The organism is Shinella sedimenti (assembly GCF_022601905.1).
Lineage (GTDB): Bacteria > Pseudomonadota > Alphaproteobacteria > Rhizobiales > Rhizobiaceae > Shinella > Shinella sedimenti.
Genome location: NZ_JAKVIN010000001.1, coordinates 694,017 through 720,168 on the forward strand (window position 1 = coordinate 694,017; position 26,152 = coordinate 720,168).

Below are 26,152 nucleotides of genomic sequence, written 5' to 3' on the forward strand. Positions count from 1 at the left end.
CTTCCGGCGCACGTACCGTTCGGCGCGTGACGCGCTCTAGGTCCGACGGGCCGTGTCGGGACCGCCGTGTTTTGCCGTCTTGCCGCGCGGCGCGGGCAAAACGGGGGCAAGGCGCTCGTAGCGCACACCCGTGAAGAGAAGAACCTGTGCCGGTTCCGCCGGCCGGACATGATCGCGCCTTGGCGTCCGTCCTGCCCATTCCGTCAATCGTACCACGTCTGCCATTCTCGCCTCCATAAGAAGAATCGAGACGGATGAAGTACTCTACAATCTCACCCTGCCCGTTTTTCGAGCCGGTGCATCCGGTCCGTCCTCCGGATGCGACATGAGCCTGCTATCGAGCCTGTCGCATACGGGTAGAAAACGGCGATACGGGACCAGAAGTTTTCCCATCACGGGAATGTGTCTGGCGACCGACCGGAAACCGGAACATCGCACCTTTCCCACGCACGGCAGCGCATCCCGAGGGATCACCACCATCACCATGGCCGGAACCTACCACATCCCCTGCGGGAGACGAACCGAACCACATCCTCAAAACTAACGACAGTCTGGTTAACACGCTGTTAACACTACCGTGATCACGGCATTATGGCAGTTACCGCGGTTACAGGCGCATTCAGCGGCGACGGCCGATGGGGCCGAGATGGGTTTCGTTGAAGGCCGAGACGGACTTCAAGCCATAGCCAAGCGCCCGATCGATCCCGATATGGGCGGCCCATATGCAGGCGACGGGAAGCAGAAGCGGCCAGACTAAGCCGAGCGCCGCAAGGCCCGCGGCGAAAATATAGCTGTGTACCATATTGTAGCTCACCGCGCCCGCCGTGGGACCGAAGGCATAGCCGACCATCGAAAGATCCGGCGCCAGAATAAGAAGTGCCAGCAGCCCCCACCTGTCATGTCAACGTTCGGCGCCGGTTGCGCTGTTATCCGCCGGTCCTCGTCCACCCCAGCCGTCGGGCACACTCTTGTACCCGCGATGCCATCCGCCCCGATTGTGCACAGGTGAGGACGCTGCCTTTACCGTCCGTTAATCATGAAGGACCTACAGTAAGCGGGAGCGGCGAATGCCGTTCGCAGGAGAGCTATTTTCGGAAAGTCTATTGTTTTTCAAACGATTGCGCCAAATGCACATCGCGGCAACAGACAGACCTCTTTCCTTCGGTTTTCGTGAATGACGGTATGACCGGCCAGGGGCTGCCGGTCCGGGGATGACAGGTGTTTCGTGGCGGACAGGTTTCGCGAACTGGAGAGACCGCAGGCGGGGCGGCCGAAGGACATCGTTCTGATGGCCACGGTCTCCAGCTTCGAAAGCCTGCGCTTTCCGTCGAAATCGGACCTGCGCCAGTTCGGTGAGCTTTTCCAGCCGCTCTATATAGCTTCTTCCGACGAGGCCCGGCGCCAGGCGGTGGCGGCGCTGTCGCGCTGCCCGCAGATCCCCGAGGAAACCGCCCTCTTCATCGCCCGCCAGCCCATTGCCATTGCCGCGATCTTCCTCATGGGCGCGAAGACGCTCAGCGATGCGACGATCAAGCACATCCTGCGCATCGCCGGCCCCGAACATGCGCGCGCCATCGGGCGGCGCGATAATCTTTCCCCCGCCATCATCGAGGCGCTGGTCGGCACCCATCAGCAACATGCCAGCCGCCGCACCGGCAAGGACCGCGACGCCGCGCTGGAAGAAGCCGCACGGCTCGACCGCGAGGAAAAGATGCGCGACGAGCTGCGCGCCCTCGTGCGGGCCGCGACACCCGCCGTCGAGGCACCGATCCGCGTCTTTCCGGCGTCCGAGATTCACCAGTCGCTGTTCGTGCGCTTCGCGCGCACCGGCGATGTCGGCATGATCGCCGTGACGCTCGCCGACGCGCTGTCGTCCAGCCAGTGGCTGTCCGAGCGCATCCTGCTCGACGTGTCCGGGCGGCAGCTTGCCGAAACATTGCTGGCGCTTCGCGTGCCAGAAGCCGACAGCCTGTTCGTGCTGTCGACGATCTATCCGCACCTGGCCGATGGCGGGGCCGACACCCTGCTCGCCTCACTAGATGCCGCCGAGGCGGTGCGACGCATCGAAAGCTGGCAGCGGGCAGACAGCTACACGAATGGCGACGGCCTTCCGGCGACGGCCAATACCGATGACATGGAGGCGAAGGGGCTGGATAACCACGGCAAATCCTCTCAGACGGGACGGCAACGCGCCGCCGGTTGACAGCTTCTCAGAAGAGTCCGCGTTTTCCCGGTGTGCGAATTACCGCTGCGTCATCCCGCCCGGCGGAAAGCGCCGCAACCATCGTCACGACGAACATGACCGAAATCAGCAGTGCAAGAGCGGGCAGCACGATGAACATGGGGTCCTCCAGGGTGAACCACCGGCTCATACCGGCGTGACCTTGTTTCCCATGGCGGCCGGTTCGCCGCTGTTTCCTTTGGAACAGGCGCAGCCTAACGCCGGAAGAAACCGTCGTCCTTCGGGCTGTCTTCCGCAAAATCGATCAGGCCCGCGAGATCGTCCGTCTCGACGGACACCACCCACAGATCGCTGTCGAAGCGCCGTTCCCGGTCGACCGCCTCGGCGACCGCATGGGCCGCCACGCGCTCCAGCCGCGTCTCGAACAGGCGCGTGTCGCTTTCTTCGCTGTCGAAGAAGCTCTGCGGCGCCGGCGCGTGCAGACTCTCGGTGCCGTCGCGAAACATCTGCCGCACGAAGACCGCGCCTGCCGCCTCAGCGCCCTTTACCTCCACGGCAGCGAAATCCCCGCGGGCGAAGACCCGGCGCATCAGGGCGGAAACGAAGATGTCGGTGCGAACGCGCATCACGGCGGCATACACGGCGCGGTGAGGTGGAGCAAGGTGCCCCTCGCCACACGTCAGCCGTAAAGCCGCGTCCCGCGGCCCCGCTACACCCGGATCGCCAGCCGCAGACCGCCCCAATGGCGGCCGTCGACGGTGATGGGGGCGGAAATGTCCTTCATCAGCACATATTGCCCGCCGCCCATGTCGCGGCGGTAGGTCTGGACGAGGAAAGGTTCGGTGTTGCGGCCGGCCGAAAGGCCGACGCGGTCGTCGAAGATGCGCCGGTTGCGGCAGTTGGCGGTGTTCCAGGCCGAATCGTCCGGCCGCTGCGGCGCGGAGAAGGCGCGGTTGTGGGTGGGCAGGTAACCGTTCTCGTCCACTGCCGCGCAGAAGGCGACGCGCGCATCTGCGGCCACGATCGGCTCCTGGATCGCCGGCAGCACCCTATCGGTAAAGTCCGTGAAGGCGGTCATCATCTGCACGGGGTCGGTGCCGGGGATGGGCCGGTACTGGCGGTCGAACAGCGCCGCAAGGCCGATTTCGCCCTGGCGCACGGCGGCGGTGAAGCGGCCGGAGACCTCGTCGGCCAGCTGCTGCACGAGGCGGATATAGGGACTGTCGGGCGTATCGATGCCCGCCCGCGCCGTGGCCTGGATGATGCGTTCGGAAATCGTCACGACCTCGCCCACCTTGGCGGACGCGCCCTGCAGGACCTCGTTGGTGCGGATGATATCCGTGGAGGCGGCGCCGATGGCACGCGCGAACTCGCTGCATTCCCGGTCCACCGCGCCGGCGGTCGCGGCCAGCGACGAGGCGCTGTCGAGGATCTTCGACATGACCTGCTCGACACCCGAAAACGATCCCTGCACCTCGGCGGCCGTCGTCTTCACATCCTCGGCGGAAACACGCGCCTCCTCGCCCGCCGCCTCCAGCTTGTCGATGCGGGCGCGCAAGGCCTGCAAGGTCTTCTGGATCGATGCGGTGGTCTCGGAGGTCTGGAGCGACAGCGTACGCACCTCGGCGGCCACCACGGCGAAGCCCTTGCCGGCATCGCCGGCACGGGCTGCCTCGATGGCTGCGTTGAGGGCCAGAAGGTTCGTCTGGCGCGCGATGGTGCCGATGGCGTCCGCCAGCCGTCCCACATCGGCCAGTGCGCCGGAAAAGGCGGAGATTTCCGTGCCGATCTCGTGGGAGGCGGTCACCATGTGGTCGATGGCAGCAATCGAGCCGTCGAGCTGCGCCGCCTGCTCGCCCAGAACCGTGCGCGCACTGCCGGCCAGCGCGTCGGTCTCGCCGAGGGCGCGGGCGATATCGCCATTGGTGCCGGCAATCGCCGTAGCCGACTGGTTAAGACGGGTGAAGAGTGCGGCATGCTCACGCGATTGCGCGGCGGTGTCCTGAATGGACCCGGCAATGTCGACGAGATGCATGCCGAGGTCTGACGCCTCGCCCGCCAACGCCCCGATGACCCGGCGCAGCGCGGCCGCGTCTGCCGGCGTTTCCTCTTCAAAGAGCTGCGTCTCTTCGCGCAAGGCGGCATTGGACATGGTTCGGCTATCCTCCCGATGATCGCGCAATCATCCGGGGATAGGGTTAACGCTTCCTTTAAGACAACCTGGCGTGGCAGGACATTGTAGGCTTAAGACTTTCGTCTAATCCGCCCTCAGAGCGCGCCAATATCCTTGAGCTTGGCGAGCACCTGCTCGTTGGGCTCGCCCGTCACGGGCAGGCGATAGTGCTTTTCGAAATGTCGGATGGCGGTGCGCGTCTTCTCGCCGATCAGCCCGTCCACGGCGATATCGGCATAGGCGATGTTGCTCAGCCCCTTCTGGATCTTCATGACGAGTTCGCTCGGAACGGGCTTCGCCACGGCCGAGGTCACGCCTGGATCCGCCTCGGCGCGCAGGATCGCGGCGGCAACCGGATCGGCCTCGTCCTTTGCGGCGGGCACGTCGGCGGAGCTCTTCTCCACCAGTGCGGCGACCTCATCGAACGGACGCTCGGCGGGTGTGACACCGGTCACTTCGGGCAGGTCGCCCTCCTCGCCCTCACGCTCGATGACGAAGGTCGTGACGTCCTTCGGCTCCGGCTGCGTGGCGGTGAAGCCCAGCGAATTGTCGGCGGAACGGGTTTTCAGGAACGGCGACGGATGACCGCCCGGCTGATACCACAGCGCATTGGCCGCAACGAAGGAGAAGACGACGATGAAGGCGGCTGTGCCGCCCACGGTGGCGGGATGGCGCGCGACGAGGCCGCCCAGCGCCGAGAGCGCGGTGAGCGCGACATTCGGCCGGCGCTGCGGCTGGTTGCGTCCGCCGGACCGGCCCTTGCGGGCCTGGCCCTTCGGCCCCCGCTCAGGCTGTCTTCTGACGTGCGCGTTCATCTTGCGTGTCCTTGCCATCGTTCGACGGCTCGTAAACGGTCTCTTTGTCGCTCGCAAGGCGGGGCGGGAAATCGACGGTGGACGATGCCGTCCGGCCGTTCGTGTCGCTCACGACGCCCGAACCATCCGCCGCGATGCGCACGGTGATGACGGTGCCCTCGCCCGGCTGGCTCTGGATCGTCAGGCTGCCGCCGTGCAGAGCGACGAGGCCCTTGACCAGCGACAGGCCGAGCCCGGTGCCTTCGTATTTGCGGGTATATTCGTTTTCGACCTGCATGAAGGGCTGGCCGATCAACGCAAGCTTGTCGGCGGGAATGCCGATGCCGGTGTCGCTGACGACGAGCAGCAGGTCCTTGCCCTCGCGCGCCGCATCGATGGTGACGATGCCGCCGCGGTCGGTGAACTTGATGGCGTTGCCGACGAGATTGATGAGGATCTGCTGGATCGCCCGCTGGTCGGCCACGGCCTCGCCGACGGCGCGCGGCACGCGGCTGGTCAGCTGAATACCCTTGTCGCGTGCCTGGAGGCCGAGCATCTGCTCGCAGGCCTTCACGCTTTCGGCGACACGGAAAGGCTCGGTCAGAAGCTCATAGCGGCCGGCTTCGATCTTGGAGACATCGAGCATAGTGTTGACCACCGACAGCAGGTGCGATCCCGACTGGTGGATGAGCGCGACATATTCGCGCTGACGGTCGTTCTCCAGCTTGCCGAAATACTCGCCAGACAGCACGTCGGAGAAGCCGAGAATGGCGTTGAGCGGCGTGCGCAGCTCGTGGCTGACGGCCGCAAGGAAGCGGGTCTTGGCGTCGTTGGCCGATTCGGCGTCGGCCGCGCGGCGCACGTTCTCGCCCTTCAGCCGGGCTTCGGCGGAAATGTCGTGCGACTGGGCGATAACGTTGATCAGCGCGCCGTCGGGGCCGGCAAGCGCCGTCATCTCCACGCGCATGTGCGTGAACTGCTCGGCATCGGCCCCAAGGCTCGGCCGGTCGATGCGGATATCCACGGTCTCGCGCGTACCGCCCTGGCGCAGGCGGTCGATGGCGGCGAGGAAGCCGATTCTATCGGACACATGGATCTGGTCGAGATAACCACGGCCGATGGGGTCGCGCATCCAGGCAAGCACATCGGCCTTGTCGCGGCCATGCACGGCGGTCACGAAACCACGCGCATCATGCAGCGTCACCAGGCCGGCGAAGAGATCGTAGGGCGAGACGGCGGGCGGTGCCGAGACGTCCAGTTCTTCGGAAAAGCTGCGCACGGGTGCAGGCGCGGGCTTGCGCACGGCACTGGCGGCCGTTGCCAGCAGCGCACCGGCTCCGGCCAGCGCCACACCAGCCGGAAGGGCGGCGGAGGCGGGCATGACGGCCGACAGCACGAGCGGCAGTCCGGGCACCGCAGCCAGAAGGGCGAGCGTGGTCGCGCGAAGCGCGGCGGAGGGACGCGCGTCGGCCGTGTCAGCACCAGCAACGCCGGCGACGGCGCCCAGACGGGCGGCCATTCTGTCAGCGATGTTGTTCATGTGGCGCAACGCAAAACCCTGCCGTTTATGTACTTTTTATGTGAGCCCAAAATCGCACCGGCGACTTAAGGAAAGAATAAACGCGGGGGGCCGGAAGGGGTCGAAAAAGGCCGAAAAATCCCATTTCGGGGCAATCCAACGGCCATTCGTCCGGCGTGGTTAACGGGGCGTAAGCGCCTCATTTTGCGGCATTTTTCTGTTCATATTAACTTCTGGGGCAAAGCCGGCCCATGGTGTCCTCCGGCATTCCGGGCGCTCGTGCCTGTGGAGGACGCCATCATCCTTAACGGGGAATGCTAAAATCTGCCTCAAATGCCCGGGAAGGTCGGATTCGTTCGAATTTTAATCAAAACTGGGCAAAACCCGAATGATTCTTGCAAAGGGGAATTTCCTTCCGGGCCCTATTCTCGCATCAACGGTTCGCCAAGGACCAATCAAGCCGAAGGCCGCAAAGAGCCGAGGCCTTAACGAGGATGGCAAGCGATGTGGTTTCTGATCAAGGGAACGTTCTGGTTCTCAATGGTTCTGGTCCTGCTCCCGTTTCTGAGCCCTGAATCGGCGACGAAGCTGGAAAACGGCCCGACCGTGCAGATCGGCGATACCTTCACCGCCGCCACGGAAGCCGTTCACTACCTGACGGCGCTGTGCCTGGAAAAACCCGATGTCTGCGAGAAGGGCAGCGAAACCTTCGTTGCGCTCGGCCACCGGGCCCGCGAGGGTGCCCGCATCGCCTACCAGTTCCTCGACACCCAGTTCGCCGAAGACGAGGCCACCCAGACCGCCCATTCGAAGAAGGAAGCGCTGAACCAGCCGCTTCCGGCCGTCGCCACCATCAATGCCGAGGACGAGGTCATCACCGGCACCGTCGCCATCCCGACCCGCCGTCCCGATCGCAAGAGCTGAGCCTCTTTCACGTTTTACTGCCTGCCTGACTCGTTGCACTGCAACCGCCGCACGGACCCGTTCCCTGCGGCGTTTCTTTTTTCATACGGTCCATGACGGCGGTTTTCGGTTCAAATCGCCCGTGCCCTCGCCTATATGAAGGGGAACAGTGGAATGGACGGACCATGGCAGAGCTTACGCAGATCATCGACGACTTCGCCTTCCTCGACGAGTGGGAGGACCGCTACCGCTATGTCATCGAACTCGGCAAGGCACTGCCGGATCTCGCGGAAGACAAGCGCACGGCGGCCAACAAGGTGCAGGGCTGCGCCAGCCAGGTCTGGCTCGTCAGCCACAGTGCCGGCGGCGCCGACCCGGTCATGACCTTCGAGGGCGATTCGGACGCCCACATCGTGCGCGGGCTCGTTGCGATCGTGCTCGCCATATATTCAGGAAAGCGGGCCTCCGAGATCGCAGCCCTCGACGCCATCGATACCTTCAACGAGATCGGCCTCGTCGAACACCTCTCCTCCCAGCGCGCCAACGGCCTGCGCTCTATGGTCAAGCGCATCCGCGAGGAAGCGGCAATAAAGGTGGCGGCGTAACCGCTCCTCGTCGGGTGTCCCACACCTACCGCCCCATCTCCGGCCGATAGTCTTCCGCACCCCATCGATGCGCGCGCTGTCCTCTGGCGGCCGGCGGTGCATAGTGGCGCGCGAGCGCCATGAGGGCGGCGCGCAGCATCAGCTTGGCGGACCGGGCAGGCCATTGCCGCTCACGCTCCACCGTTTCCAGCCCCTTCATGAAGCAGCAGACGTCCAGCGCCACGCCCGACAGTTCCGGGCCGATGGCCTCGACGGCGCGGGCGACGCGCAGTCGCGCGGCGAGTGCGGTATCGCTGATCTCGCGGGCCGCCCCCGCCTCGCCCTTCTGGCGGCTCGCGATGCGCGGCTCCCAGGACATGGTCATGCGCGGCTGCAGGCCGCCGCGGGTGAAATCCGCATGCAGGCGCTCGCCGGCGGCAATCGCGCTTTCGGGCAGATAGGCCTCGCCGGATTTCTCCTTCAGCCGCGCGATGCCTAACAACGGCGATTCGAGCCGGTTCATCACCGCCGTTTCGCGCGCGCCGTCCTGCACTACCATGACGCCGGTGAGATCGCGGTGCTGGCCGGCGAAAGGCGTTTCCGCCGCGTCGAGCCGGCGTTTCAGATAGGCCCGGGCCTCAGGCGTCGCTGCCAGCCGATCCCCCTCCTGCCGGATCAGGCCGTCACGGAGCGCCCGGGAGAGGACCGTCGGCGTCGCAGGCATGGTGCGCCCGTCGCGGTCTGTGAGCGTGTCGCCACCGCCAAGCGTTGCCACCCTGGCGGCAAGCATGAAACGCAGGAGCCGCGTCAGCCCCGCATCGTCTTTCCCGTTTACCGTCTCACGCATGGCTGCCGATCCCCGAGGGGCCGAAGACGGCGAGTACGGCGCGCTCGATCGACGCCACGAAGGCATCGAAGGAGGCATCGTCGCGGCGATCCTCCACCCGGTTGCAGGCATGGCCGACCGTGGTGCGGTCGCGGCCGAAGGCGGTGCCGATATCGGAAAGCGACAGGCTCAGCACCACGTGGCATATATACATGGCGACCTGACGCACATGGCTGGTGGAACGACGCCCGTCGCGCCGCCACAGCGGGCGGTCGCTCGCCAGCGCCGTCATTTCCAGCACGAGATGGCGGACGATTCGGCAAGCGATATCCGGTGGGACGACGGGCCCGTCCGGACCATCCATGGCGCGGCCCGGCCGCGCGGAGCGGCCCACGCGTTCGGCACTCTTGGTTTCCGGCGCGCCATCGGCGGGAACGGGCCGGCAGGACGGGCGGGCGTGCGGAACAAGGAACTGATGCATGAAGAGCCACTCCGTTGATAGGAATTTATTCATACACCCTAGAGCGCAAACGGGGATGAATGAAGCACTTCAGCGCAACCTTTCCTTGAAAATCTTAACATTTTTTTGAAACTTATCCCCGCACCTAGGCTTTTATTCCTCAATGATGTTCCCGTTCAGCAAAAGAAAAGGCCGGCGCCCCTGGAGGCGCCGGCCTTTCGATTCCTGCGACGACGATGCGGCGCTTACTTGCCCTTGCGGCGCTGGCCGAGGCCCATTTCCTTGGCGAGGCGCGAACGGGCTTCCGCATAGGCGGGCGCAACCATCGGATAATCGGCCGGCAGATCCCACTTCTCGCGGTATTCCTCGGGCGTCATGCCGTGATGGGTCATCAGGTGGCGCTTCAGCGACTTGAACTTCTGGCCGTCTTCCAGGCAGATGATGTAGTCGTTCTGCACGGACTTCTTCACCGGCACGGGCGGCTTCGGCTTTTCGGCAACGACAGGTGCCTCGACGGCGGCGGCGGGCTGCGTCGTGTTGTTCAGCGCGGCATGCACATCGGCGATCAGGCCCGACAGTTCGGAGACCGGCACGACGTGGTTGCCGACATAGGCGGCAACGATGTCCGCGGTCAGTTCAACGAGCAGGGTGGAGCCGGCGGCAAGGGTATTATCAGTCATGTCTTTCTCCTGTCGAACGTGCGCAAGCCGATAGTCTCTTCCCATCCGCCTACACTTCAATTTGTGCACAAAGCCTTGTTCCTCGACGTCCGGGCCGCGAAACAACACCCGTCTTCGGGCGCGCCTGCCAAAACACCGAAATTCTACACCAATATAATTTCTGCAATCACATACTCTGCTTCTGCGAGGCGATCTCAACAAAACCTATAGCGGGCGAGCTAGATTAGGGAGACGCACAACCTAAGCAGGAAAAATGAACACGAATTAAATCAGCGCATCGGCTTTACTTCATCTGAAATATCATTACGCAATTTAATGTCCAGCATTATCTTGCCGTTAGGAAGCAATAGATTTTGCCAAGTCTCTTCGCACGGAAGAATTCAAGAACTATTCCACGTTTTAGAATATACTATTGAATGGATATCAGCGTTTCTTGGCGTCGCGCCGTTCGGAATCGCGCATCTCGTCCACCGTCGAGACCCTCGCGAGGCGGTATCCGGCCTTGTGCGCGGCCCGGGCGAGAAGATGGGCCCCCACCGGCGCGGTCAGCACGAAGAACACGAAACCGGCAAAGGCCCGCATGAAGATCGCGATGTCGAGCGAATGGATGCCTGCTGCAAAGAGCATGAGCCCGGACCCCACCGTCCCGGCCTTCGAGGCCGCATGCATGCGCGTATAGACATCCGGCAGGCGCACGATGCCGAGCGCGGCCAGAAAGACGAAGATGCCGCCCGCAACGAGCATGACGGCCACGATGAGGGCGAGGACAAGATCGAGCATCAGCGCGCCCTCCCCTTGCGCCGGCCTTTGCCGCGCTGCGGCCTGTCCGGCACGAGTGCTGGGTCTTCACCATCCTCCGACATGCCATGGCTCAGCACAAAGCGTGCGAAGGCCACGGTGGCGAGAAAGCCGACGAGCCCGAGGGCGATGGCGATGTCGATATAGAGATTGAAGCCGGTACGGATGGCGATGACGGCGATGAAGCCGATGGCGATAGCCACCAGCATGTCGAGCGCGACGATGCGGTCCGGCAGGGTCGGGCCACGGATGACGCGCCATGCGGTGAGGAAAAAGGCCACGCACATCAGCCCGAGCGCGAGCGTCGACGCGGCGGAGAGGATCGTTTCAGCGCCCATCAGCGGAAGGCCTCCATGATCTTCTTCTCGAAACCGTTTGCGATATCCCGCCGCGCGCCGGCCGGATCGGAGCAGTCGATCGCGTGCACATAAAGCACCTTGCGGTCCTCGGAGACATCAACGGACAGGGTGCCCGGCGTCAGCGTGATGAGATTGGCGAGCAGCGTGATCTCGAAATCCCGGTCGACCGTCAGCGGAAAGGCGAAGATGCCCGGCTTCAGCGCCATTTTCGGACTTGCCACCAGAACCGCGACCTTCCAGGCCGAGAGCGCAAGCTCCTTGATGAACAGCAGGACGAGCGACAACACCTTCAGCGGCCGGACGCGACGGCCGTCCAGCTGGATATGGCCGCGGATGAGCCAGAGCGACAGCGCCCCGGCGGCAAGGCCGAGCAGAAGATTGGGGATGGTGAAGCTGCCGGAAACGGCAAGCCAGACCAGCGCGAAGAGCGCGACGATGACGGCGGGCCGCATGTCAGGTTCCTCCCGGGAAGACCGAGCCGATATAGGCGCTCGGATCGGACAGCCCCTGCGCGGCGGCCTGGATGGTCGACAGGAGGGCGTCCGGAAACAGGCCGAAGACCACCGTCAGCGCCGTGAGGGCGGCCAGCGGCAGCAGCAGGCTTGCGGGAATGGCCGTCGCCGGCAGGGCTTCCGGCGCGGGACGCCAGTAAGCGAGCGCAAAGACCCGGCCGAGCGCGATGGTAACGAGGAAGCCGGTGAGGAAGACCGCCGCCACCAGCCACCAGGCGCCGATATCCAGCGCCGCCTTGGCAACCATGACCTTGGGCCAGAAGCCGGAAAAGGGCGGCAAGCCGGATGCCGCAAAGAACAGCACGAGCGACAGTCCGGAAAACAGCGCCGAGCGGCCGTAGAGCCCGCCGAGGCGGTTGAGGTCGAAACTGCCGGCAAGCCGGCCCATCAGCCCCACGGCCATGTAGAGCGCCGTCATCACCACCATGGAATGCAGCGCATAGAAGATCGCGCCGCCGACGCCGCCCGGGCTGCCGAGCGAAAGGCCGGCGAGCATGATGCCGATGCCAGAAATGACGACATAGCCGAGGATCCGGCGAACATCGCTCTGGCCGAGTGCGCCGAGCGCGCCGACGATCATTGTGGCGGCGCCGGCAAGCGCGATGACGAAGCTGAGCTCCTCCCGCTCGACGGGAAACAGCATGATGAGCGTGCGCAGCAGCGCGTAGATGCCGACCTTCGTCAGCAGGCCCGCGAAGAGCGCGGCCACGACGATGCGCGGCGTATGATAGGAAGCCGGCAGCCAGAAATTCACCGGGAAGGCCGCAGCCTTCATGCCGAAGGCGAGCAGGTAGAGCGTCGCGAGCGTCATCAGCGGCAGGCTGTCACGCCCGGTCGCCGCTTTCAGGGCGATGTCGGCCATGTTGAGCGTGCCGAAGATGCCGTAGAGATAGCCCGTCGTGGCGAGGAACAGCGTCGTGGCGATCAGGTTGAGGAAGGCATATTTGATCGCACCGTCGATCTGGCGCGGCTCGGAACCCAGCGTGATCAGCCCGAAGGACGCGATCAGCAGCACCTCGAACCAAACATAGAGGTTGAAGATGTCGCCGGTCAGGAACGCGCCGGAGACACCGGCCATCAGCAGAAGCAGAAACGGGTAGAAGCCATAGCGCCGCCCGCTGCCGTCGATATCGGCGATCGCATAGACCGCGCCCGCCAGCGCCACCACCGCGCCGGCGAGCGCGAAGAGCACGCCCGTCAGGTCGGCGGTGAACGCGATACCGAAGGGTGGCAGCCAGCGGCCCATCACCATGGTTACCGGGCCGTTGGCCAGAACATGGCTCAGCAGCAACCCGTCGAGTACGACGAGGATGGCGAGCGCCGGCACGGCCAGCCAGGCCTGCAGGTGCAGCGATTTGCGCAGCATCAGGAGAACCGCGCCGGCAAGGATGCACCAGGCCGGCGGCAGCACGACCAGCCAGTCGGCGGTCGCGACCGGCGTCATGAGGAAAGCTGCAGAAAGATCGGCGGGGCTTGCGGCCATTGGCGGGTCGGTTCCTGTCAGTAGCCGGTCGGCGGAAGGGGATCGTTTTCCGGCTCGGCCGCGCGCATCTCGTTACCGTTGTCGGTGCCGAGGTCCTGATAGGCGCGGTAGACCAAGACGAGAAGAAAGGCGAAGAAAGAGAAGGAAATGACGATGGCCGTCAGGATCAGCGCCTGCGGCAGCGGATTGGCGGTGAGCATCGTCGGCACGTCGTGCCCGTCAGGGATGATCGGCGGCACCTCGCGCAGGATGCGCCCGTTGGTGAAGATCAGGAGGTTGACGCCGTTGCCGAGCAGCACCACGCCGAGCAGCACGCGCACGAGGAACTTCGAGAGCATGAGATAGACGGCGGCGGCGAAGAACAGGCCGACGAGCAGTGCAAAAGGAAACTCCATCATGCGTCGTCCCCCGCCTCGAGCGCCAGCGCGATGGAGGTGATCGATCCGACCACGACGAGATAGACGCCGGTATCGAACAGCATGACCGACGACAGCGGGATCTCCACGCCGAGGATAACCGGCGTGATCCACAGCCCGGTCATGAAGGGCACGGCGAAGAAGACGGACATCAGCCCGGCGAGGCAGGCGATGAACAGCCCAAAGGCCGAGATCGCCATCGGATGGAACCACAGCGCACGGCGCACGGCTAAAATGCCGTTGGCAATGCCGAAGATGGCAAGCGCCGACACGGCGATCAGCCCGCCGATGAAGCCACCACCCGGCTCGTTATGGCCGCGCAACAGCACGAACAGCGAAAACAGCACCATGAGGGCGGTGAGGAAGGGCGCAACGGTGCGAAAGATCAGAGTGTTCATGCCCGCCTCCCCTTGCGGACGCGGATGAGGGAGAGGATCGCAAGGCCCGTCACCATGACGACGGCGATTTCGCCCAGCGTGTCCGTACCGCGGAAATCGACGATGATGACGTTCACCACATTGGCGCCGTGCGCAATCGTCTTGGAATAGAGGTTGAAGAAGTCGGTGAGCGCAGTGTCGAAGCGCGCCTGCGTGACCCTCAGCAGGAAGAGCGCGAAACCGAGACCGCAGGCGATGGCGATCACCGCATCGGGGATCTTCTCGCGCAGCGGACGATGGTCGCGCGGCGTCAGCTTCAGCCGCGTCATCGCAAGCGCCAGGATGACGACGGAAAGCGTCTCGATCATGAACTGCGTGAAGGCGAGGTCCGGGGCACCGAACAGCAGGAAAAGCATGGCGACGCAGAAACCCTGGATGCCGAGCGCAACGATGGCCGTCAGCCTGTTCCTGGCCATCAGCACCGCCGCAATGCCGAGCGCGGCCAGCACCATGACCGCCAGTTCATGGAACGGCATGTCGGCGGGCCAGACCGGGGCACGCGGCCATTCGCCGTACACTGCCGGCGGCACCAGCAGCGCCAGTGCGACCACGACGAAGGTGGCGGTCATGTAGATTTCCATGAGGCCGGGCTGGGTGAAGCGCGCGACCCGTGTCGAAAAGCGAACAAGACCGCGCATCGCCTGGTCGAAGCCCCTGTCGGGGCCCCAGCCGATATCCTCGATCAGCCGGTCGGCTGCCCCGCGCGCCGCGTTCAGCTTCAGGAAGACAGCGACGCCAATGGCGACGGTCAGCAGCGAGAGATAGAGTGCGATGCCGGCATGCGGCACCGCCGAGATGGTGACCGTCTGCGCTATGCCCGATATGGCAGAGGCGAGCGGCGAGGTCATCAGCGCGTGGGCAAGCCCCGAGAAGATGCCGATCGCCAGCCCCGTCACCGCCAGCAGCACTGGCCCGATCCACAGCAGCGCCGGTCCTTCATGCGCCTGTTTCGGTGTCGCAACGGCATTGCCGAGGAAGGGTTTCAGCGCCACGGCGAAGGCCACGGCAAACATCAGCGCATTGCCGATAACGGCGGCAGAAGTGAAGGCAATGGCGCGCGCATTGCCGCCTGCCAGCGCGGCGTAGATTTCCTCTTTGGCGAGGAAGCCGAAAAAGGGCGGCAGCCCGCCCATGGAGAGCGCAGCCACGAGGGCGGCAAGGAAGGTTATGGGCATGGCCCGGCGCAGGCCGCCAAGCTTCGTAACGTCACGCGTACCGGTCTCGTGATCGATGAGGCCGGCGACCATGAAGAGCGCACCCTTGAACAGCGAATGTGCAACGAGATAAAGCGCGGCTGCCGCAATCGCATGCTCTGAACCGAAGCCGGTCAGCATCACCAGCAGGCCGAGCGAGGCGACCGTCGTATAGGCCAGCATCAGCTTCAGGTCCGTCTGGCGAATGGCAAGCACCGACCCCACCAACAGCGTGAGACCGCCGAAGGCCGGCAGGATGGTTTCCCAGGCGGGTGTTGCGCCCATCACCGGGTTGAGCCGCATCAGGAGATAGACGCCCGCCTTCACCATGGTCGCCGAATGCAGGTAGGCCGAGACCGGTGTGGGCGCTTCCATGGCGTTGGGCAGCCAGAAATGGAACGGAAACTGCGCCGACTTGGTGAAGGCGCCGCCCAGCATGAGGAACAGGATCGCCAGGTAGAACGGGCTTGCGCGCACCTCCGGGCCGAAAGACATGAGCAGCGAGAACTGCGTGACATCAGTCACGTCCCACAGGAGCAAGAGGCCGGCCAGCAGGAACAGCCCGCCTCCGCCGGTCACGATCAGCGCCTGCAGGGCGGCGCGGCGCGAGGCCTCGCGCGCATGGTCGAAGCCGATCAGCAGGAAGGAGGTGATGGAGGTCAGTTCCCAGAAGACGAACAGCATCAGGAAGCTGTCGGACGCGACGAGACCGAGCATCGAACCCATGAACATCAGGATGAACGAGAAGAACCGCCCCTGATGCTTGTGCCCCTTCAGATATCCGCCGGCATAGAGCACGATCAGCGTGCCGATGCCGGAAATGAGCAGCAAAAAGGTCAGCGACAGGCCGTCGATCAGCCAGGAGAAGCTGACATTGTAGGACGGCACCCACATATAGCCGCCCGTGACGATGCGGCCGTCTGCGACGTCGGCGTTGAAGCCCAGGAAATGCAGGAAGACGGCGAAGGGAATGAGCGCAAGCGGCCAGGCGGCGTTGTGGCCGAGCAGGCGCCTCAGGAAGGGTGCAACAAGCGCGCCGATAAACGGCAGGCAAAAGGCCAGCAAGGTGAAGCCCATGGTGCCTGTCATTCAATCTCCCTCACGTGCGGCTTCGACCGTCTTCTTTCGATCATTCCGGCGCCGTTTCTAGGATGCCCGAAGGAAAATGACCACCCTTGATCGTCACAGCAAGGCGTTTGCTCACGACATTATGAGGACTGACGGCAAAGGCATCAGAACGTTCGGCATGATCCGGCGCCCGATTGTCTTGCCACAATTGGCGTCCTATCTATGGAGCAACTGGAGGTTCCCATGAGCGAAACGACGACATTGAAGGTCAACAAGACCAAGGAAGAATGGCGGCAGATCCTGACGCCCGAGCAGTTCCGCATCACCCGCGAGCACGGCACGGAACGTGCTTTTTCAAGCCCCGATTTCGACCTGTCCAAGAAGGGCACCTATCGCTGCATCTGCTGCAACAGGCCGCTCTACCGGTCGGAAGCGAAATACAATTCCGGCACGGGCTGGCCGAGCTTCTACCAGCCGATCGAGCCGGGCGCCGTCGCCGATCACGCCGACTATTCCTACGGCATGACGCGCACGGAAATCCGCTGTTCGGATTGCGATGCCCATCTCGGCCATGTCTTCCCCGATGGCCCTGCCCCGACGGGCCTTCGCTATTGCATGAACGGTGTGGCGCTCAGCTTCGACCCGGACTGACGGCTTAACGCTTCGGCACCTTCAGCTCCATGCAGGTGAGGTCCAGCCAGCGGCCGAACTTGATGCCCACTTCGCTGAAGCGGCCGACGGCTCGGAAGCCGAACTTCTCATGCAGCTTGATCGAGGCGGTGTTTTCCGCCTCGATGCCCGCGATCATGACATGCACCCCATTAAAGCTCGCGCGCTCGATCAGCGCCTTCATCAGCTTGCCGCCCGTGCCCGTGCCGCGCGTATCGCTGCGCACATAGATGGAATGCTCCACCGTATGGCGATAACCGTCGAAAGCGCGCCATTCGCCGTAGGAGGCGTAGCCGATTACCTGTTTTCCGCGCAGCGCCACCAGAACCGGGAAGCCCCGCTCCCGCCGCGCGGCAAACCATGCCTTGCGGTTTTCGAGATCGACAATCGCCTCGTTCCAGATCGCCGTGGTGTTGGCCACAGCGTCGTTGTAAATGTCCATGATGCCCGGAAGGTCGCCCTCCGTGGCGTCGCGTATTGTAATGTCCATGTTTCCCCCGGCTTTCGAAAATGGATTACAGGAGGAGCGGGAAAGCTGTCCAGTCCGAAGAAATGGCCTGATCCATCCGTTCCCTGCCTGTTGATGACCGGAGATCTTACAGCTTGCGCCTCCTTCTTGTCCTGATCGCTGTTTTTTCCCTGCCTCTTGCCGTGCTTGCCGCAGAATGGACGCCCTATGCCAATGCCCGCTTCGGCTTTGCGGTGGAGATACCGCCAGGCTTTTCGCTGGTGCGCGAAGCCGACAACGGCGATGGGCGCAGCTATGCGAATGGCGAGGCGAGGCTTGCCGTCTGGGGCCACACGCTGGCCGAGGGCGATTTCAAGGATGATGTGGCGGAACGGCGCGCGACCTATGCGCGCGAGGGCTGGGATCTGAGTTACGACCGGCAGACGGCTGGCTGGGCCAGCCTTTCGGGCACGCGCGGCAAGTCGATCCTTTATCACCGGGCGATTGTGCTGTGCGATGGCGCGGCGGCCTCCTTCGTTCTGGAATATCCTGATACGATGAAGAAGGCGATTTCGCCGCTGGTCGGCCGGCTGGTGAAATCGATGCGCCCGGCACAGGGCTGCACGAGCGCGCAGGGCGTCGCACCTGCGGCGCAGTAGAGGGCGGGATCAGACGCCGGCGACGACGCTGGTCAGGACCGCCGAATAGTGCACGGCGGCGGCAGCCACGACGAAGCCGTGCCAGATGGCGTTCTGGAAGCGCAGCTTTTCCCAGACATGGAAGATGACGCCAACCGAATACAGCACGCCGCCGACGACGATCAGCGCGAGCGTGGCCGTGGAAAGATGCGTGGTTAGCGGTCCGGCGGCAAAGACGCCGCTCCAGCCCATGGCGAGATAGATGAGGATCGCCAGCCTGTCGTAACGGCCGGGGAAGAGGAACTTCAACGCGACGCCCGCCGCCGCCATCACCCATATGCCGACGAGCATGGCCGCCAAGAACGGATCGTCGATGCCGCGTTGAAGGAAGGGCGTGTAGGTCGCGGCAATGAGGATGAAGATCGCGGAATGGTCGAAGCGGCGCAGATGCCACTTCACCGTCGAGACAGGCCAGATATTGTAGGCGAAGGAAATGCCGAGCGAGAGCACCAGACCCACGCCATAGACCCAGGCGGCGGCAAGCTGGCCGCTGCTGGCCCAGACCGTGGCGTAGAAGATCAGCGCCGTCACGCCGATCAGCGCGAAGACGACACCGATGCCGTGCACGACGCCGTCGGCGATCACCTCATACCGGTCATAGTTCCACTTGACGCCCTTGATTTCCACGATGTCCAGCCTGCAATGATACAAGACCATATGGTGGTATCTTTGCACCGCGCAGGCAAGGGAAAGCGGGATCAAGAATAATTGCCGGCTGAAACGCAGGCGGTTACGGCCCCGCGATGCATTCCTCGCAGAGCGCCGCCTGCGGCACCGCCGACAAGCGCTCTGCCGAGATGGGCTTGCCGCATTTCGCGCAGGTGCCGAAGGTGCCGGCCGCCAGCCGGTCCAGCGCGGCATCTATCGCAGCCAGTTCCTTGAGACCTGTCGCGCCGAATTCCTCCAGCACCTCGTCGTTCTCGCGCTCCACCGCGCGCTCGCCGCTGTCGCTGCTTTTCAGCGTATCGAGATCCCTGTCGATCTTGTGCAGGCGGCCGTAAAGCTCGCGTTTGCGGGTGAGAAGTACGTCCTTGTAATGCGCCAGATCCTTCACGATTCCATCTCCTGGGTTCCTCACGACAGGAAAAGTGGCATCCCGCCCGGCATCCAGCATTGATCGGAATCAAGTCCCACATTCATGCCGTCAACGCGGCATTGACAGTAAATCGCCGAAACACCATCTTTCGTGAACGATGTCAGCCCGCCATATTCCTCCCGACAGAACGGTTTCCGACGGAAACCGAAACAGGGACATTATCATGACGGCCCTCGACAGACGAACCTTTCTCGGCGCAGCCGCCGCAGGCATCGCTGGCGCCGCCGCCGCCCCCCTTCACGCGGAGATCGCATCCATGACAGCCAACACGAACCATGCCATCGACATGCCGGCCTTTGTCGACCATTCGCATCTCAACGTCATCGACCTGCCGATGGTCTCTTCCTTCTACCAGAAGGCGATGGGCCTTTCGGTGCTGGACACGTCCGCATCGGGCGAGACGCTCGGCGTGGGCGGGCGCCCGCTCCTGACGCTGACGACCGGCAGCAACGCCGCCCGCGCGCCACGCACCGCACCGGGCCTGTTCCACACGGCCTTCCTCGTGCCCAACCGAAAGGAACTGGGCCGCTGGCTGGCGCATGCCGCCCACAACAACGTGCCGCTTACCGGAGCATCGGACCATCTCGTCAGCGAGGCGATCTATCTCGACGACCCGGAAGGCAACGGCATCGAGATCTATCGCGACCGCGACCGCTCGGAATGGACCTATGTTCCTGATGGCGGGGTGAAGATGGCAACGAACCGGCTCGACCTTCAGGCGCTCTATGACGAGGCCCCGAAGGACGGCTGGACAGGCCAGGAAAATGGCACGGCTATCGGCCATATCCACCTTCAGGTCTCGGATATCCCCGAAGCCGACGCCTTCTTTCGCGACGTGCTCGGTCTCGACATCATGGCGACCTATCCCGGCGCGAGCTTCTTCTCCACCGGCAAGTACCACCATCATGTGGCGGCCAATGTCTGGAACTCGCGCGGCCGGCCGAAACGGCAGGACGGCATGACGGGCCTTTCGGACTACACCCTGCGCTTCAACGACAGGGCCAGGCTCGACGCGGCCGTGGCAAAGCTGGATGAATTGGCCATCCCGACCACCCGCTCCGGCGATACCGTCTCGCTGGTCGATCCCTGGGGCATCGGGCTGAAGCTTTCGGCATAGGCAAGCGGCGCGAGGGGCAGGTGCGTTCAGTGCCCGCTTCTCGCGCCAGCCTCATCAATCATAGAGGTAATGGGCGGCCCATTGATCGTGCGGCACGGGCTCGCCGATCGTGTATTTGAAGGCGTTGATCTCCAGGCGGTCGGCGCTGGTCTCGCACTTGTAGGACAGGCGGTACCATTCCCCCTTGCTGCGGAACACCGCCCCCTTCGTCTTCAGCGTGGTGCCGTCGACCTTGGGATCGCCGAAAGCGTAGGCGATCACCTTGTCGGGGCGGTAGCCCTCCTTGGCACCGCTGATCTTGTCCATCGCTTCCATGTCGCACCGCTGCTCCAGCCGCTCTTCCGGATCAAGCTTCTGCAGTTCTCCACGCACCCGTGAATCGAGCGCCATGGCAGGCGACTGGCCGACGGGCAGCAGCGCAAGCACGCACAGGGCAATTCGAAGGCCGCGGGTCTGCCGGTTCAACATTCTCACTCCTCTTTGCCTCATCGTTTTCGTTGGCTCGTTGGGGTTTGCCCGGCAATATGTCGATTTGACGACAGCCGGCAACCCACCGGAGGTTACAACGGCTTTTGCTTATGGAACATCCATCGTGCGGCGGCGTTTGTGGAGCAGACAGGGGGATCCATCCATGCACGACATGTCCGCAAAGCCAGCTGAACGCCGCCTGCTGGCAAGCAGTCTTGAAACGGAAGACGACGTCGACGACGTCTCGATAAGACGCGACGGGCTGCTGACCGCCTCATCCTGGGCGATCATCGGCATCTTCTCCATTATGGCCATGGGCATCGTCTATTTCATGGCGCCCATCCTCATTCCGTTGTCTCTGGCCGTGGTCATCGGGCTGATTTTCGGCGTCGCCGCCGAGAAGCTGAACAAGATGGGCATTCCCCCGCTGCCCGCCGCCCTCCTTCTTGCGAGCGCGTTTGCCGTGGGCCTCTTCCTCATCGCCGGCGCGCTGGCCGAGCCGATCACCCAGCTTGCAGCCAATGCACCGGAACTGGTGCGCGATGCCTATGACCGTATCACGCCACTGTTTTCCCGTTTCGGCTGGCTCAACGTCAATCCGGCCGCCTTCGAGAGCGGACAGATGTCGATGGAGAAGGTTCTGGAAAACACCGGCAGCGTACTGAGCATCCTATCGTCCAGCCTCACCCCCGCCCTTTTGCAGGGCATGATCTTCTTTGCCGCGCTCGTGCTGTTCCTTTCGGCGCGTCTGAAGTTGCGCCAGATGCTCATCATGGCGTTTCCGCGCCGCAGCCAGCGGCTGACGACCATCCGCATCATGAACGCCATCGATTCGGCGCTCGGCTACTACTTCGCCACCGCCGCGGTGGTCTACGGCTCGCTTGGCGTGATCACGGGCTTCATCGCCTGGTTCGGCGGGCTCGGCATGCCGGTGCTGTGGGGCCTCTTCGCTTTCATCTCCAGCTTTGTGCCTTTTCTCGGCGTGACACTGATGACGATCGCGCTCGCCTCGGCGGGCCTTCTCACCCACGACACGATCATGATGGGGCTGATGCCGGCGCTGCTTTTCTTCCTCGTCCACCTCGCCATCGAAAACCTCGTCATGCCGGCGGTGATGGGCAAGCGGCTTGAGGTCAACGCCTTCATCGTCTTCACCGCGATCATCTTCTGGACCTGGATGTGGGGCGCTGCCGGCGCCATGCTCGCGCTGCCGCTGTCGATCATCGCCAAGACCGTCGCCGACGAGCTGCGTCCCGCCAAGCGCAAGGCCGCCAAGCGCATCCTGCCGGGCTGATCAAAAACCAGGCCCCGGGCAAAAGCTTGCTTGATGCCGGGGGCATGGCTCTCTATCTCTCTGGTCCCGCCTGTCGATCCACCGGAGTGAAATCGTGTCCGTCTTCAAGAACCTGCCCGCCGCCCCGATTGCTGCCAAGAACCCGCAGGAGGATACGCGCCACGGCATCACCCGCACCGACGACTATGCCTGGTTTCGTGACGACAACTGGCAGGCCATGTTCAAGGATCCCTCGATCCTGCAGCCGGAGATCCGCGCGCATCTGGAGGCCGAGAACGCCTATATGACGGCGGCGATGGCCGATACGGAGGCCTTGCAGAAGACGCTGTTTGCCGAGATGCGCGGCCGCATCAAGGAGGACGACAGCTCCGTGCCCATGAAGGATGGCCCCTATGCCTACGGCACGGCCTATGTCACCGGCGGGGAGCAGCCGCGCTATTTCCGCGAGCCGCGCGACGGTGGCGAGCGCGTCATCCTGCTCGACGGCGACAAGGAGGCCGAAGGCAAGGACTATTTCCGCCTCGCCGGCATCGACCATTCCACCGACCATTCCATCGGCATCTGGGGTTATGACGACAAGGGATCGGAATATTTCACGCTGAAGGTGCGTGATCTCACCACCGGCGAGGACCGCGCCGACACGCTTTCCAACACCGGCGGCGGCGGCGTCTGGGCGCCGGATGCCCGCAGCTTCTTCTACACCGCGCTCGACGAGAACCACCGTCCCTCGAAGATCTTCCACCACATTCTCGGCGACAGGCAGGAGAACGACCGGCTGGTCTATGAGGAAAAGGACGCCGGTTTCTTCATGGGTGTCGGCGGCTCGCTGATCGACGACTTCATCTATATCGACATCCACGACCACGAGACGAGCGAATACCGGCTGCTCTCCACCAAGGACCTCACGGCCACGCCCGTTGTCGTCGCCCCGCGCCAGACGGGGCTGGAATATTCGATGACCGAGGGCGGCGACGTCTTCTACATCCTGACCAATGCCGACGGCGCGAAGGACTTCAAGATCATGGAGACGCCGGTAACGGCGCCGGGCCGTGAAAACTGGACGGAAGTCGTGCCGCACCGGCCCGGCACGCTGATCCTCAGCCATATGGCATTCGCCCGTCATCTCGTCTGGCTGGAGCGCCACGAGGGCCTGCCGCGTATCGTCGTGCGCGACCGCAAGACCGGCGAGGAACACGCCATCGCCTTTGCCGAAGAGGCCTATTCGCTCGGCCTGTCGGGGGCGGCGGAATACGATACCGACGTCATCCGCTTTTCCTATTCGTCGATGACGACGCCCTCGCAGCTCTTCGATTACAACATGGCGACGCGCGAGCGCACGCTCCTGAAGACGCAGGAAGTGCCGTCGGGCCACAACCCGGATGACTATGTCACCCGCCGCGTCTTCGCGCCGGCCTGGGACGGCGAGAGCGTGCCGGTCACCCTGCTTTACCGCAAGGATACGCCGCTGGACGGATCGGCCCCGTGCCTGCTCTATGGCTACGGCGCCTATGGCATCACCATTCCGGCGTCCTTCAACACCAATTGCCTGTCGCTGGTCGACCGCGGCTTCGTCTATGCCATCGCCCATATCCGCGGCGGCAAGGACAAGGGTTTCGCCTGGTACGAAAACGGCAAGATGGACAAGAAGACCAATACCTTCAAGGACTTCATCGCGGCGGCGGATTATCTGAATCAGGAGAAGTTCACGTCCTACGCGAACATCGTCGCAGAAGGCGGCTCGGCCGGCGGCATGCTGATGGGTGCCATCGCCAACATGGCGCCGGAAAAGTTCGGCGGCATCATCGCGGCCGTGCCGTTCGTCGACGTGCTCAACACCATGCTGGACGACACGCTGCCGCTCACGCCGCCGGAATGGCCCGAATGGGGCAACCCGATCGAGAGCAAGGATTTCTACCAGCTGATGGCGAGCTATTCGCCCTATGACAATGTCGAGGCCAAGGCCTATCCCGCGATCCTCGCACTGTCCGGCCTGACCGACCCGCGCGTCACCTATTGGGAACCGACCAAGTGGGTGGCGAAGCTACGCGAGAAGACGACCGGCAACGAACCGATCCTGCTCAAGACCAATATGGGTGCGGGCCATGGCGGCGCCTCGGGCCGTTTCCAGCGGCTGGAGGAGATCGCCTTCGAATATGCCTTCGCCATCAAGGTCGCCGGCAAGATGTAAGTCTCAGAGCGGCTGCGCTGCCAGGAAACCGGCAAGCGCGGCCGCTACGAGAGCGGGCGATTCCCAATGGGGATTATGGCTGTGGCCGGCGAGGACCCCGACCGTGGCGTTCGGGAAGGCATGGCGCAGGGCGGCGCGGTGCGGTTCGCCGAACAGCGCATCCTCCTCGCCTGCCAGAAGCAATAGCGGCGCACGCACCGCTTCTGAAATGCGGGACAGGTCGGCGGCCTCCAGCATGGCATAGAGCGCCTGCCAGCGCGGGGCGGGCATGGCCGCCGCCTCGCGGGCGACCCAGCGCAGGAACGCCGCGTCCACCGGCCGCGCGCAGGCATGCCAGGCCTGCAGGAACGCGCTCTGCGGATCGATGGGATCGCTGAGGGCCGCAATCTCCGCGCCGAGCGTCGTCTGCGCCAGACGTCCCGGTGTGACGCTGCCGCAGATGCTGGCGAGCGCCGTCACCCTCGCGGGATGGCACGCCGCAAGCACCAGCGCGGTCATCGCCCCCATCGAGTGACCGACGACCGCGAAGCGCGCAATGCCGAGTGCATCGGCCAGTTCGGCCACATCGTCGGCAAAGGCTTTCAGCCTGGGCGAAGGCGACGCGGCCGACAGGCCGTGCCCCGGCAGATCAGGCATCACCAGCCGATATCCTCGCGCGAGGTGTGGTTCGATCAGCGACCAGCTGCGGCTGCTGTCGGTATAGCCGTGCAGGAGGAAGAGCGGGACATCGCCCGCCCCCGCATCGATGAAGGCAAGGCTTCGGCCGTCCCGCAGGGGCAGAGCACGCTTGCGGCCGTTCCACCCTGCCTGATCGACACCACTCAAAGGCCGAACGCCTTCTTCACCGCCTCCAGGCCCGGCGCGCCATCGACCGTGGTCACGCCGGCCAGCCAGGCGTCGAGCCGCTTCGGTTCTTCACCGATCGCCTTGCGGCCGGCATCCTCGGGCGCCATGCCGTCATTCATCAGGTAGCCCATGCCGCGGTTTTCGAAATCGATGTCGAAGCTGAGGTTCTTCAAAAGCTGCGCGACGTTCGGGCACTCCGCGAGATAGCCCTTGCGGACCTGCGTAGAGACCGTGGCAGCGCCGAAATCCGGGCCGTAAAACTTGTCGCCGCCGGTGAGGTAGCGGATGTCGTAGGCGGTGTTCATCGGATGCGGCGCCCAGCCCTGAAAGACGAAGAACGTCTTCATGTCGATATGGCGGGCAAGCTCGGCCAGCATGCCCTGCTCGCTCGATTCCACGACCTCCCAATCCGCAATGCCCAACGATGGATCGGCTATGGCATCCAGCATGAGTTGGTTGGAGCCCGGCTCGATGCCGTACATCTTCTTCTCGAATTTGTCGGCATGTGTCTTGAGTTCGGCGAAATCCTTTACGCCGGCATCCCAGACATAGGCGGGCACGGCGAAGGTGTATTTCGCGCCCGTCAGGTTCTGCTTGACGGTCTCGACGGAGCCGTCCTTCTCATAAGGGGCGAAATAGGTCCGCATCGCGGGATCCCAGTAGCCGAGGAAGACGTCGAGATCCTTGTTCTTCAGGCTGAGATAGATGACGTCGATGCCGAGCAGGTCGCTCTGCGTCTCGTAGCCGAGCGCATGCAGCAGCGACTGCGCGACGCCGGTCGTGAAGGCGAGGTCGTTCCAGCCGGGCTCGGCGAGGCGCACCTTGCGGCAGCTCTCCTGTTCGGCCGCTTGGGCGGCTGCGATCGTCATGAGGCATGCGGCGGCGCAGGCAATGGCGCGTTTCATCGGCGTTCCCCTTTTTGAACTTTGTCCAACTGGATT

The 26,152-nt window shown here is 63.9% G+C and carries 31 protein-coding genes; 8 read left to right on the top strand and 23 right to left on the bottom strand.

The window, feature by feature from the left end:
• Positions 1-36: 36 nt before the first annotated feature.
• Both MKI86_RS03490 and MKI86_RS03495 read right to left on the bottom strand, forming a co-directional pair.
• On the bottom strand, positions 37-225 hold the full coding sequence (locus MKI86_RS03490; protein ID WP_241597249.1) for a hypothetical protein: 189 nt from the start codon (positions 223-225) through the stop codon (positions 37-39).
• Positions 226-619: 394 nt separating this feature from the next.
• The gene (locus MKI86_RS03495; RefSeq protein WP_241597251.1) at positions 620-850 is read right to left on the bottom strand and encodes a DUF4260 family protein; all 231 of its coding nucleotides are present in this window, start codon (positions 848-850) and stop codon (positions 620-622) included.
• 375 nt (positions 851-1,225) lie between these two features.
• Between MKI86_RS03495 and MKI86_RS03500 the strand changes: the two genes are divergently transcribed.
• The gene (locus MKI86_RS03500; RefSeq protein ID WP_241597254.1) at positions 1,226-2,203 is read left to right on the top strand and encodes a hypothetical protein; all 978 of its coding nucleotides are present in this window, start codon (positions 1,226-1,228) and stop codon (positions 2,201-2,203) included.
• Positions 2,204-2,210: 7 nt separating this feature from the next.
• Here the strand turns inward: MKI86_RS03500 and MKI86_RS23785 are convergent, their stop codons facing one another.
• The 5 genes from MKI86_RS23785 to MKI86_RS03520 all read right to left on the bottom strand — a co-directional run bounded on the left by MKI86_RS23785 (position 2,211) and on the right by MKI86_RS03520 (position 6,689).
• Positions 2,211-2,342 carry a hypothetical protein gene (locus tag MKI86_RS23785; RefSeq protein WP_256465724.1) on the bottom strand — a complete coding sequence of 44 codons (132 nt, stop codon included), beginning with the start codon at positions 2,340-2,342 and terminating at the stop codon, positions 2,211-2,213.
• Positions 2,343-2,436: 94 nt separating this feature from the next.
• Entirely contained in the window at positions 2,437-2,808 is a 372-nt protein-coding gene (locus tag MKI86_RS03505; protein WP_241597257.1) for a DUF1491 family protein, read from the bottom strand.
• Between the two features lie 83 nt (positions 2,809-2,891).
• On the bottom strand, positions 2,892-4,334 hold the full coding sequence (locus MKI86_RS03510) for a methyl-accepting chemotaxis protein (RefSeq protein WP_241597260.1): 1,443 nt from the start codon (positions 4,332-4,334) through the stop codon (positions 2,892-2,894).
• Between the two features lie 116 nt (positions 4,335-4,450).
• On the bottom strand, positions 4,451-5,170 hold the full coding sequence (locus tag MKI86_RS03515; RefSeq protein WP_241597263.1) for a peptidoglycan-binding domain-containing protein: 720 nt from the start codon (positions 5,168-5,170) through the stop codon (positions 4,451-4,453).
• Positions 5,142-6,689: a sensor histidine kinase gene (locus MKI86_RS03520; RefSeq protein WP_241597266.1), complete on the bottom strand. Its 1,548-nt coding sequence runs from the start codon at positions 6,687-6,689 to the stop codon at positions 5,142-5,144. Before MKI86_RS03520 ends, MKI86_RS03515 begins: the two co-directional genes overlap by 29 nt.
• 483 nt (positions 6,690-7,172) lie before the next feature.
• On the opposite strand from MKI86_RS03520, the gene MKI86_RS03525 reads away from it, so the two are divergent.
• Entirely contained in the window at positions 7,173-7,592 is a 420-nt protein-coding gene (locus MKI86_RS03525) for a DUF5330 domain-containing protein (protein ID WP_241597270.1), read from the top strand.
• A 164-nt stretch (positions 7,593-7,756) separates the two neighbouring features.
• Positions 7,757-8,176, top strand: coding sequence for a SufE family protein (locus tag MKI86_RS03530; protein ID WP_241597272.1), 420 nt, complete (start codon positions 7,757-7,759; stop codon positions 8,174-8,176).
• Between the two features lie 25 nt (positions 8,177-8,201).
• On the opposite strand, the gene MKI86_RS03535 is transcribed toward MKI86_RS03530, so the two are convergent.
• The 10 genes from MKI86_RS03535 to MKI86_RS03580 form a co-directional block, all read right to left on the bottom strand.
• The gene (locus MKI86_RS03535; RefSeq protein ID WP_241597275.1) at positions 8,202-9,002 is read right to left on the bottom strand and encodes a DUF6456 domain-containing protein; all 801 of its coding nucleotides are present in this window, start codon (positions 9,000-9,002) and stop codon (positions 8,202-8,204) included.
• Complete coding sequence (locus tag MKI86_RS03540; protein ID WP_241597276.1) at positions 8,995-9,462, bottom strand: helix-turn-helix domain-containing protein; 468 nt, start codon at positions 9,460-9,462, stop codon at positions 8,995-8,997. Before MKI86_RS03540 ends, MKI86_RS03535 begins: the two co-directional genes overlap by 8 nt.
• Positions 9,463-9,686: 224 nt before the next feature.
• Complete coding sequence (locus MKI86_RS03545; protein WP_241597278.1) at positions 9,687-10,121, bottom strand: Ros/MucR family transcriptional regulator; 435 nt, start codon at positions 10,119-10,121, stop codon at positions 9,687-9,689.
• A 423-nt stretch (positions 10,122-10,544) separates the two neighbouring features.
• The gene (gene mnhG / locus MKI86_RS03550) at positions 10,545-10,901 is read right to left on the bottom strand and encodes a monovalent cation/H(+) antiporter subunit G (RefSeq protein ID WP_241597290.1); all 357 of its coding nucleotides are present in this window, start codon (positions 10,899-10,901) and stop codon (positions 10,545-10,547) included.
• Positions 10,901-11,257, bottom strand: a complete 357-nt coding sequence (locus MKI86_RS03555; protein WP_256465725.1) for a cation:proton antiporter — start codon at positions 11,255-11,257, stop codon at positions 10,901-10,903. The genes mnhG and MKI86_RS03555 overlap by 1 nt, the downstream gene beginning before the upstream one ends.
• A complete protein-coding gene (locus MKI86_RS03560) occupies positions 11,257-11,730 on the bottom strand; it encodes a Na+/H+ antiporter subunit E (protein ID WP_241597296.1) in 474 nt (157 codons plus the stop codon). Before MKI86_RS03560 ends, MKI86_RS03555 begins: the two co-directional genes overlap by 1 nt.
• A gap of 1 nt (position 11,731) precedes the next feature.
• The gene (locus tag MKI86_RS03565) at positions 11,732-13,273 is read right to left on the bottom strand and encodes a Na+/H+ antiporter subunit D (protein WP_241597299.1); all 1,542 of its coding nucleotides are present in this window, start codon (positions 13,271-13,273) and stop codon (positions 11,732-11,734) included.
• A gap of 17 nt (positions 13,274-13,290) precedes the next feature.
• Positions 13,291-13,671, bottom strand: a complete 381-nt coding sequence (locus tag MKI86_RS03570) for a Na+/H+ antiporter subunit C (protein WP_241597300.1) — start codon at positions 13,669-13,671, stop codon at positions 13,291-13,293.
• Positions 13,668-14,087 carry a Na(+)/H(+) antiporter subunit B gene (locus MKI86_RS03575; RefSeq protein ID WP_241597303.1) on the bottom strand — a complete coding sequence of 140 codons (420 nt, stop codon included), beginning with the start codon at positions 14,085-14,087 and terminating at the stop codon, positions 13,668-13,670. The genes MKI86_RS03570 and MKI86_RS03575 overlap by 4 nt, the downstream gene beginning before the upstream one ends.
• On the bottom strand, positions 14,084-16,408 hold the full coding sequence (locus MKI86_RS03580; protein ID WP_241597306.1) for a putative monovalent cation/H+ antiporter subunit A: 2,325 nt from the start codon (positions 16,406-16,408) through the stop codon (positions 14,084-14,086). The genes MKI86_RS03575 and MKI86_RS03580 overlap by 4 nt, the downstream gene beginning before the upstream one ends.
• A gap of 222 nt (positions 16,409-16,630) precedes the next feature.
• Here MKI86_RS03580 and msrB point away from each other — a divergent pair, with 222 nt between their 5' ends.
• On the top strand, positions 16,631-17,038 hold the full coding sequence (gene msrB / locus MKI86_RS03585) for a peptide-methionine (R)-S-oxide reductase MsrB (protein WP_241597309.1): 408 nt from the start codon (positions 16,631-16,633) through the stop codon (positions 17,036-17,038).
• Positions 17,039-17,042: 4 nt separating this feature from the next.
• Here msrB and MKI86_RS03590 read toward each other — a convergent pair whose 3' ends face one another.
• Complete coding sequence (locus MKI86_RS03590) at positions 17,043-17,546, bottom strand: GNAT family N-acetyltransferase (RefSeq protein ID WP_241597312.1); 504 nt, start codon at positions 17,544-17,546, stop codon at positions 17,043-17,045.
• Between the two features lie 113 nt (positions 17,547-17,659).
• On the opposite strand from MKI86_RS03590, the gene MKI86_RS03595 reads away from it, so the two are divergent.
• Complete coding sequence (locus tag MKI86_RS03595; RefSeq protein WP_241597315.1) at positions 17,660-18,163, top strand: hypothetical protein; 504 nt, start codon at positions 17,660-17,662, stop codon at positions 18,161-18,163.
• Positions 18,164-18,172: 9 nt separating this feature from the next.
• On the opposite strand, the gene trhA is transcribed toward MKI86_RS03595, so the two are convergent.
• Positions 18,173-18,859 carry a PAQR family membrane homeostasis protein TrhA gene (trhA, locus tag MKI86_RS03600; protein WP_370879874.1) on the bottom strand — a complete coding sequence of 229 codons (687 nt, stop codon included), beginning with the start codon at positions 18,857-18,859 and terminating at the stop codon, positions 18,173-18,175.
• Between the two features lie 73 nt (positions 18,860-18,932).
• On the bottom strand, positions 18,933-19,256 hold the full coding sequence (locus MKI86_RS03605; protein ID WP_241597318.1) for a TraR/DksA family transcriptional regulator: 324 nt from the start codon (positions 19,254-19,256) through the stop codon (positions 18,933-18,935).
• A gap of 298 nt (positions 19,257-19,554) precedes the next feature.
• Between MKI86_RS03605 and MKI86_RS03610 the strand changes: the two genes are divergently transcribed.
• Positions 19,555-20,415: a VOC family protein gene (locus tag MKI86_RS03610; RefSeq protein ID WP_241597855.1), complete on the top strand. Its 861-nt coding sequence runs from the start codon at positions 19,555-19,557 to the stop codon at positions 20,413-20,415.
• 54 nt (positions 20,416-20,469) lie between these two features.
• On the opposite strand, the gene MKI86_RS03615 is transcribed toward MKI86_RS03610, so the two are convergent.
• Positions 20,470-20,883, bottom strand: coding sequence for a DUF930 domain-containing protein (locus MKI86_RS03615; protein WP_370879875.1), 414 nt, complete (start codon positions 20,881-20,883; stop codon positions 20,470-20,472).
• A 163-nt stretch (positions 20,884-21,046) separates the two neighbouring features.
• On the opposite strand from MKI86_RS03615, the gene MKI86_RS03620 reads away from it, so the two are divergent.
• On the top strand, positions 21,047-22,177 hold the full coding sequence (locus MKI86_RS03620) for an AI-2E family transporter (protein ID WP_241597321.1): 1,131 nt from the start codon (positions 21,047-21,049) through the stop codon (positions 22,175-22,177).
• A gap of 94 nt (positions 22,178-22,271) precedes the next feature.
• Positions 22,272-24,365 carry a S9 family peptidase gene (locus MKI86_RS03625; protein WP_241597325.1) on the top strand — a complete coding sequence of 698 codons (2,094 nt, stop codon included), beginning with the start codon at positions 22,272-22,274 and terminating at the stop codon, positions 24,363-24,365.
• 3 nt (positions 24,366-24,368) lie between these two features.
• Here the strand turns inward: MKI86_RS03625 and MKI86_RS03630 are convergent, their stop codons facing one another.
• Both MKI86_RS03630 and choX read right to left on the bottom strand, forming a co-directional pair.
• On the bottom strand, positions 24,369-25,190 hold the full coding sequence (locus MKI86_RS03630) for an alpha/beta fold hydrolase (protein WP_241597327.1): 822 nt from the start codon (positions 25,188-25,190) through the stop codon (positions 24,369-24,371).
• Positions 25,187-26,116 carry a choline ABC transporter substrate-binding protein gene (gene choX / locus MKI86_RS03635; protein ID WP_241597331.1) on the bottom strand — a complete coding sequence of 310 codons (930 nt, stop codon included), beginning with the start codon at positions 26,114-26,116 and terminating at the stop codon, positions 25,187-25,189. Before choX ends, MKI86_RS03630 begins: the two co-directional genes overlap by 4 nt.
• Between the last annotated feature and the right edge of the window lie 36 nt (positions 26,117-26,152).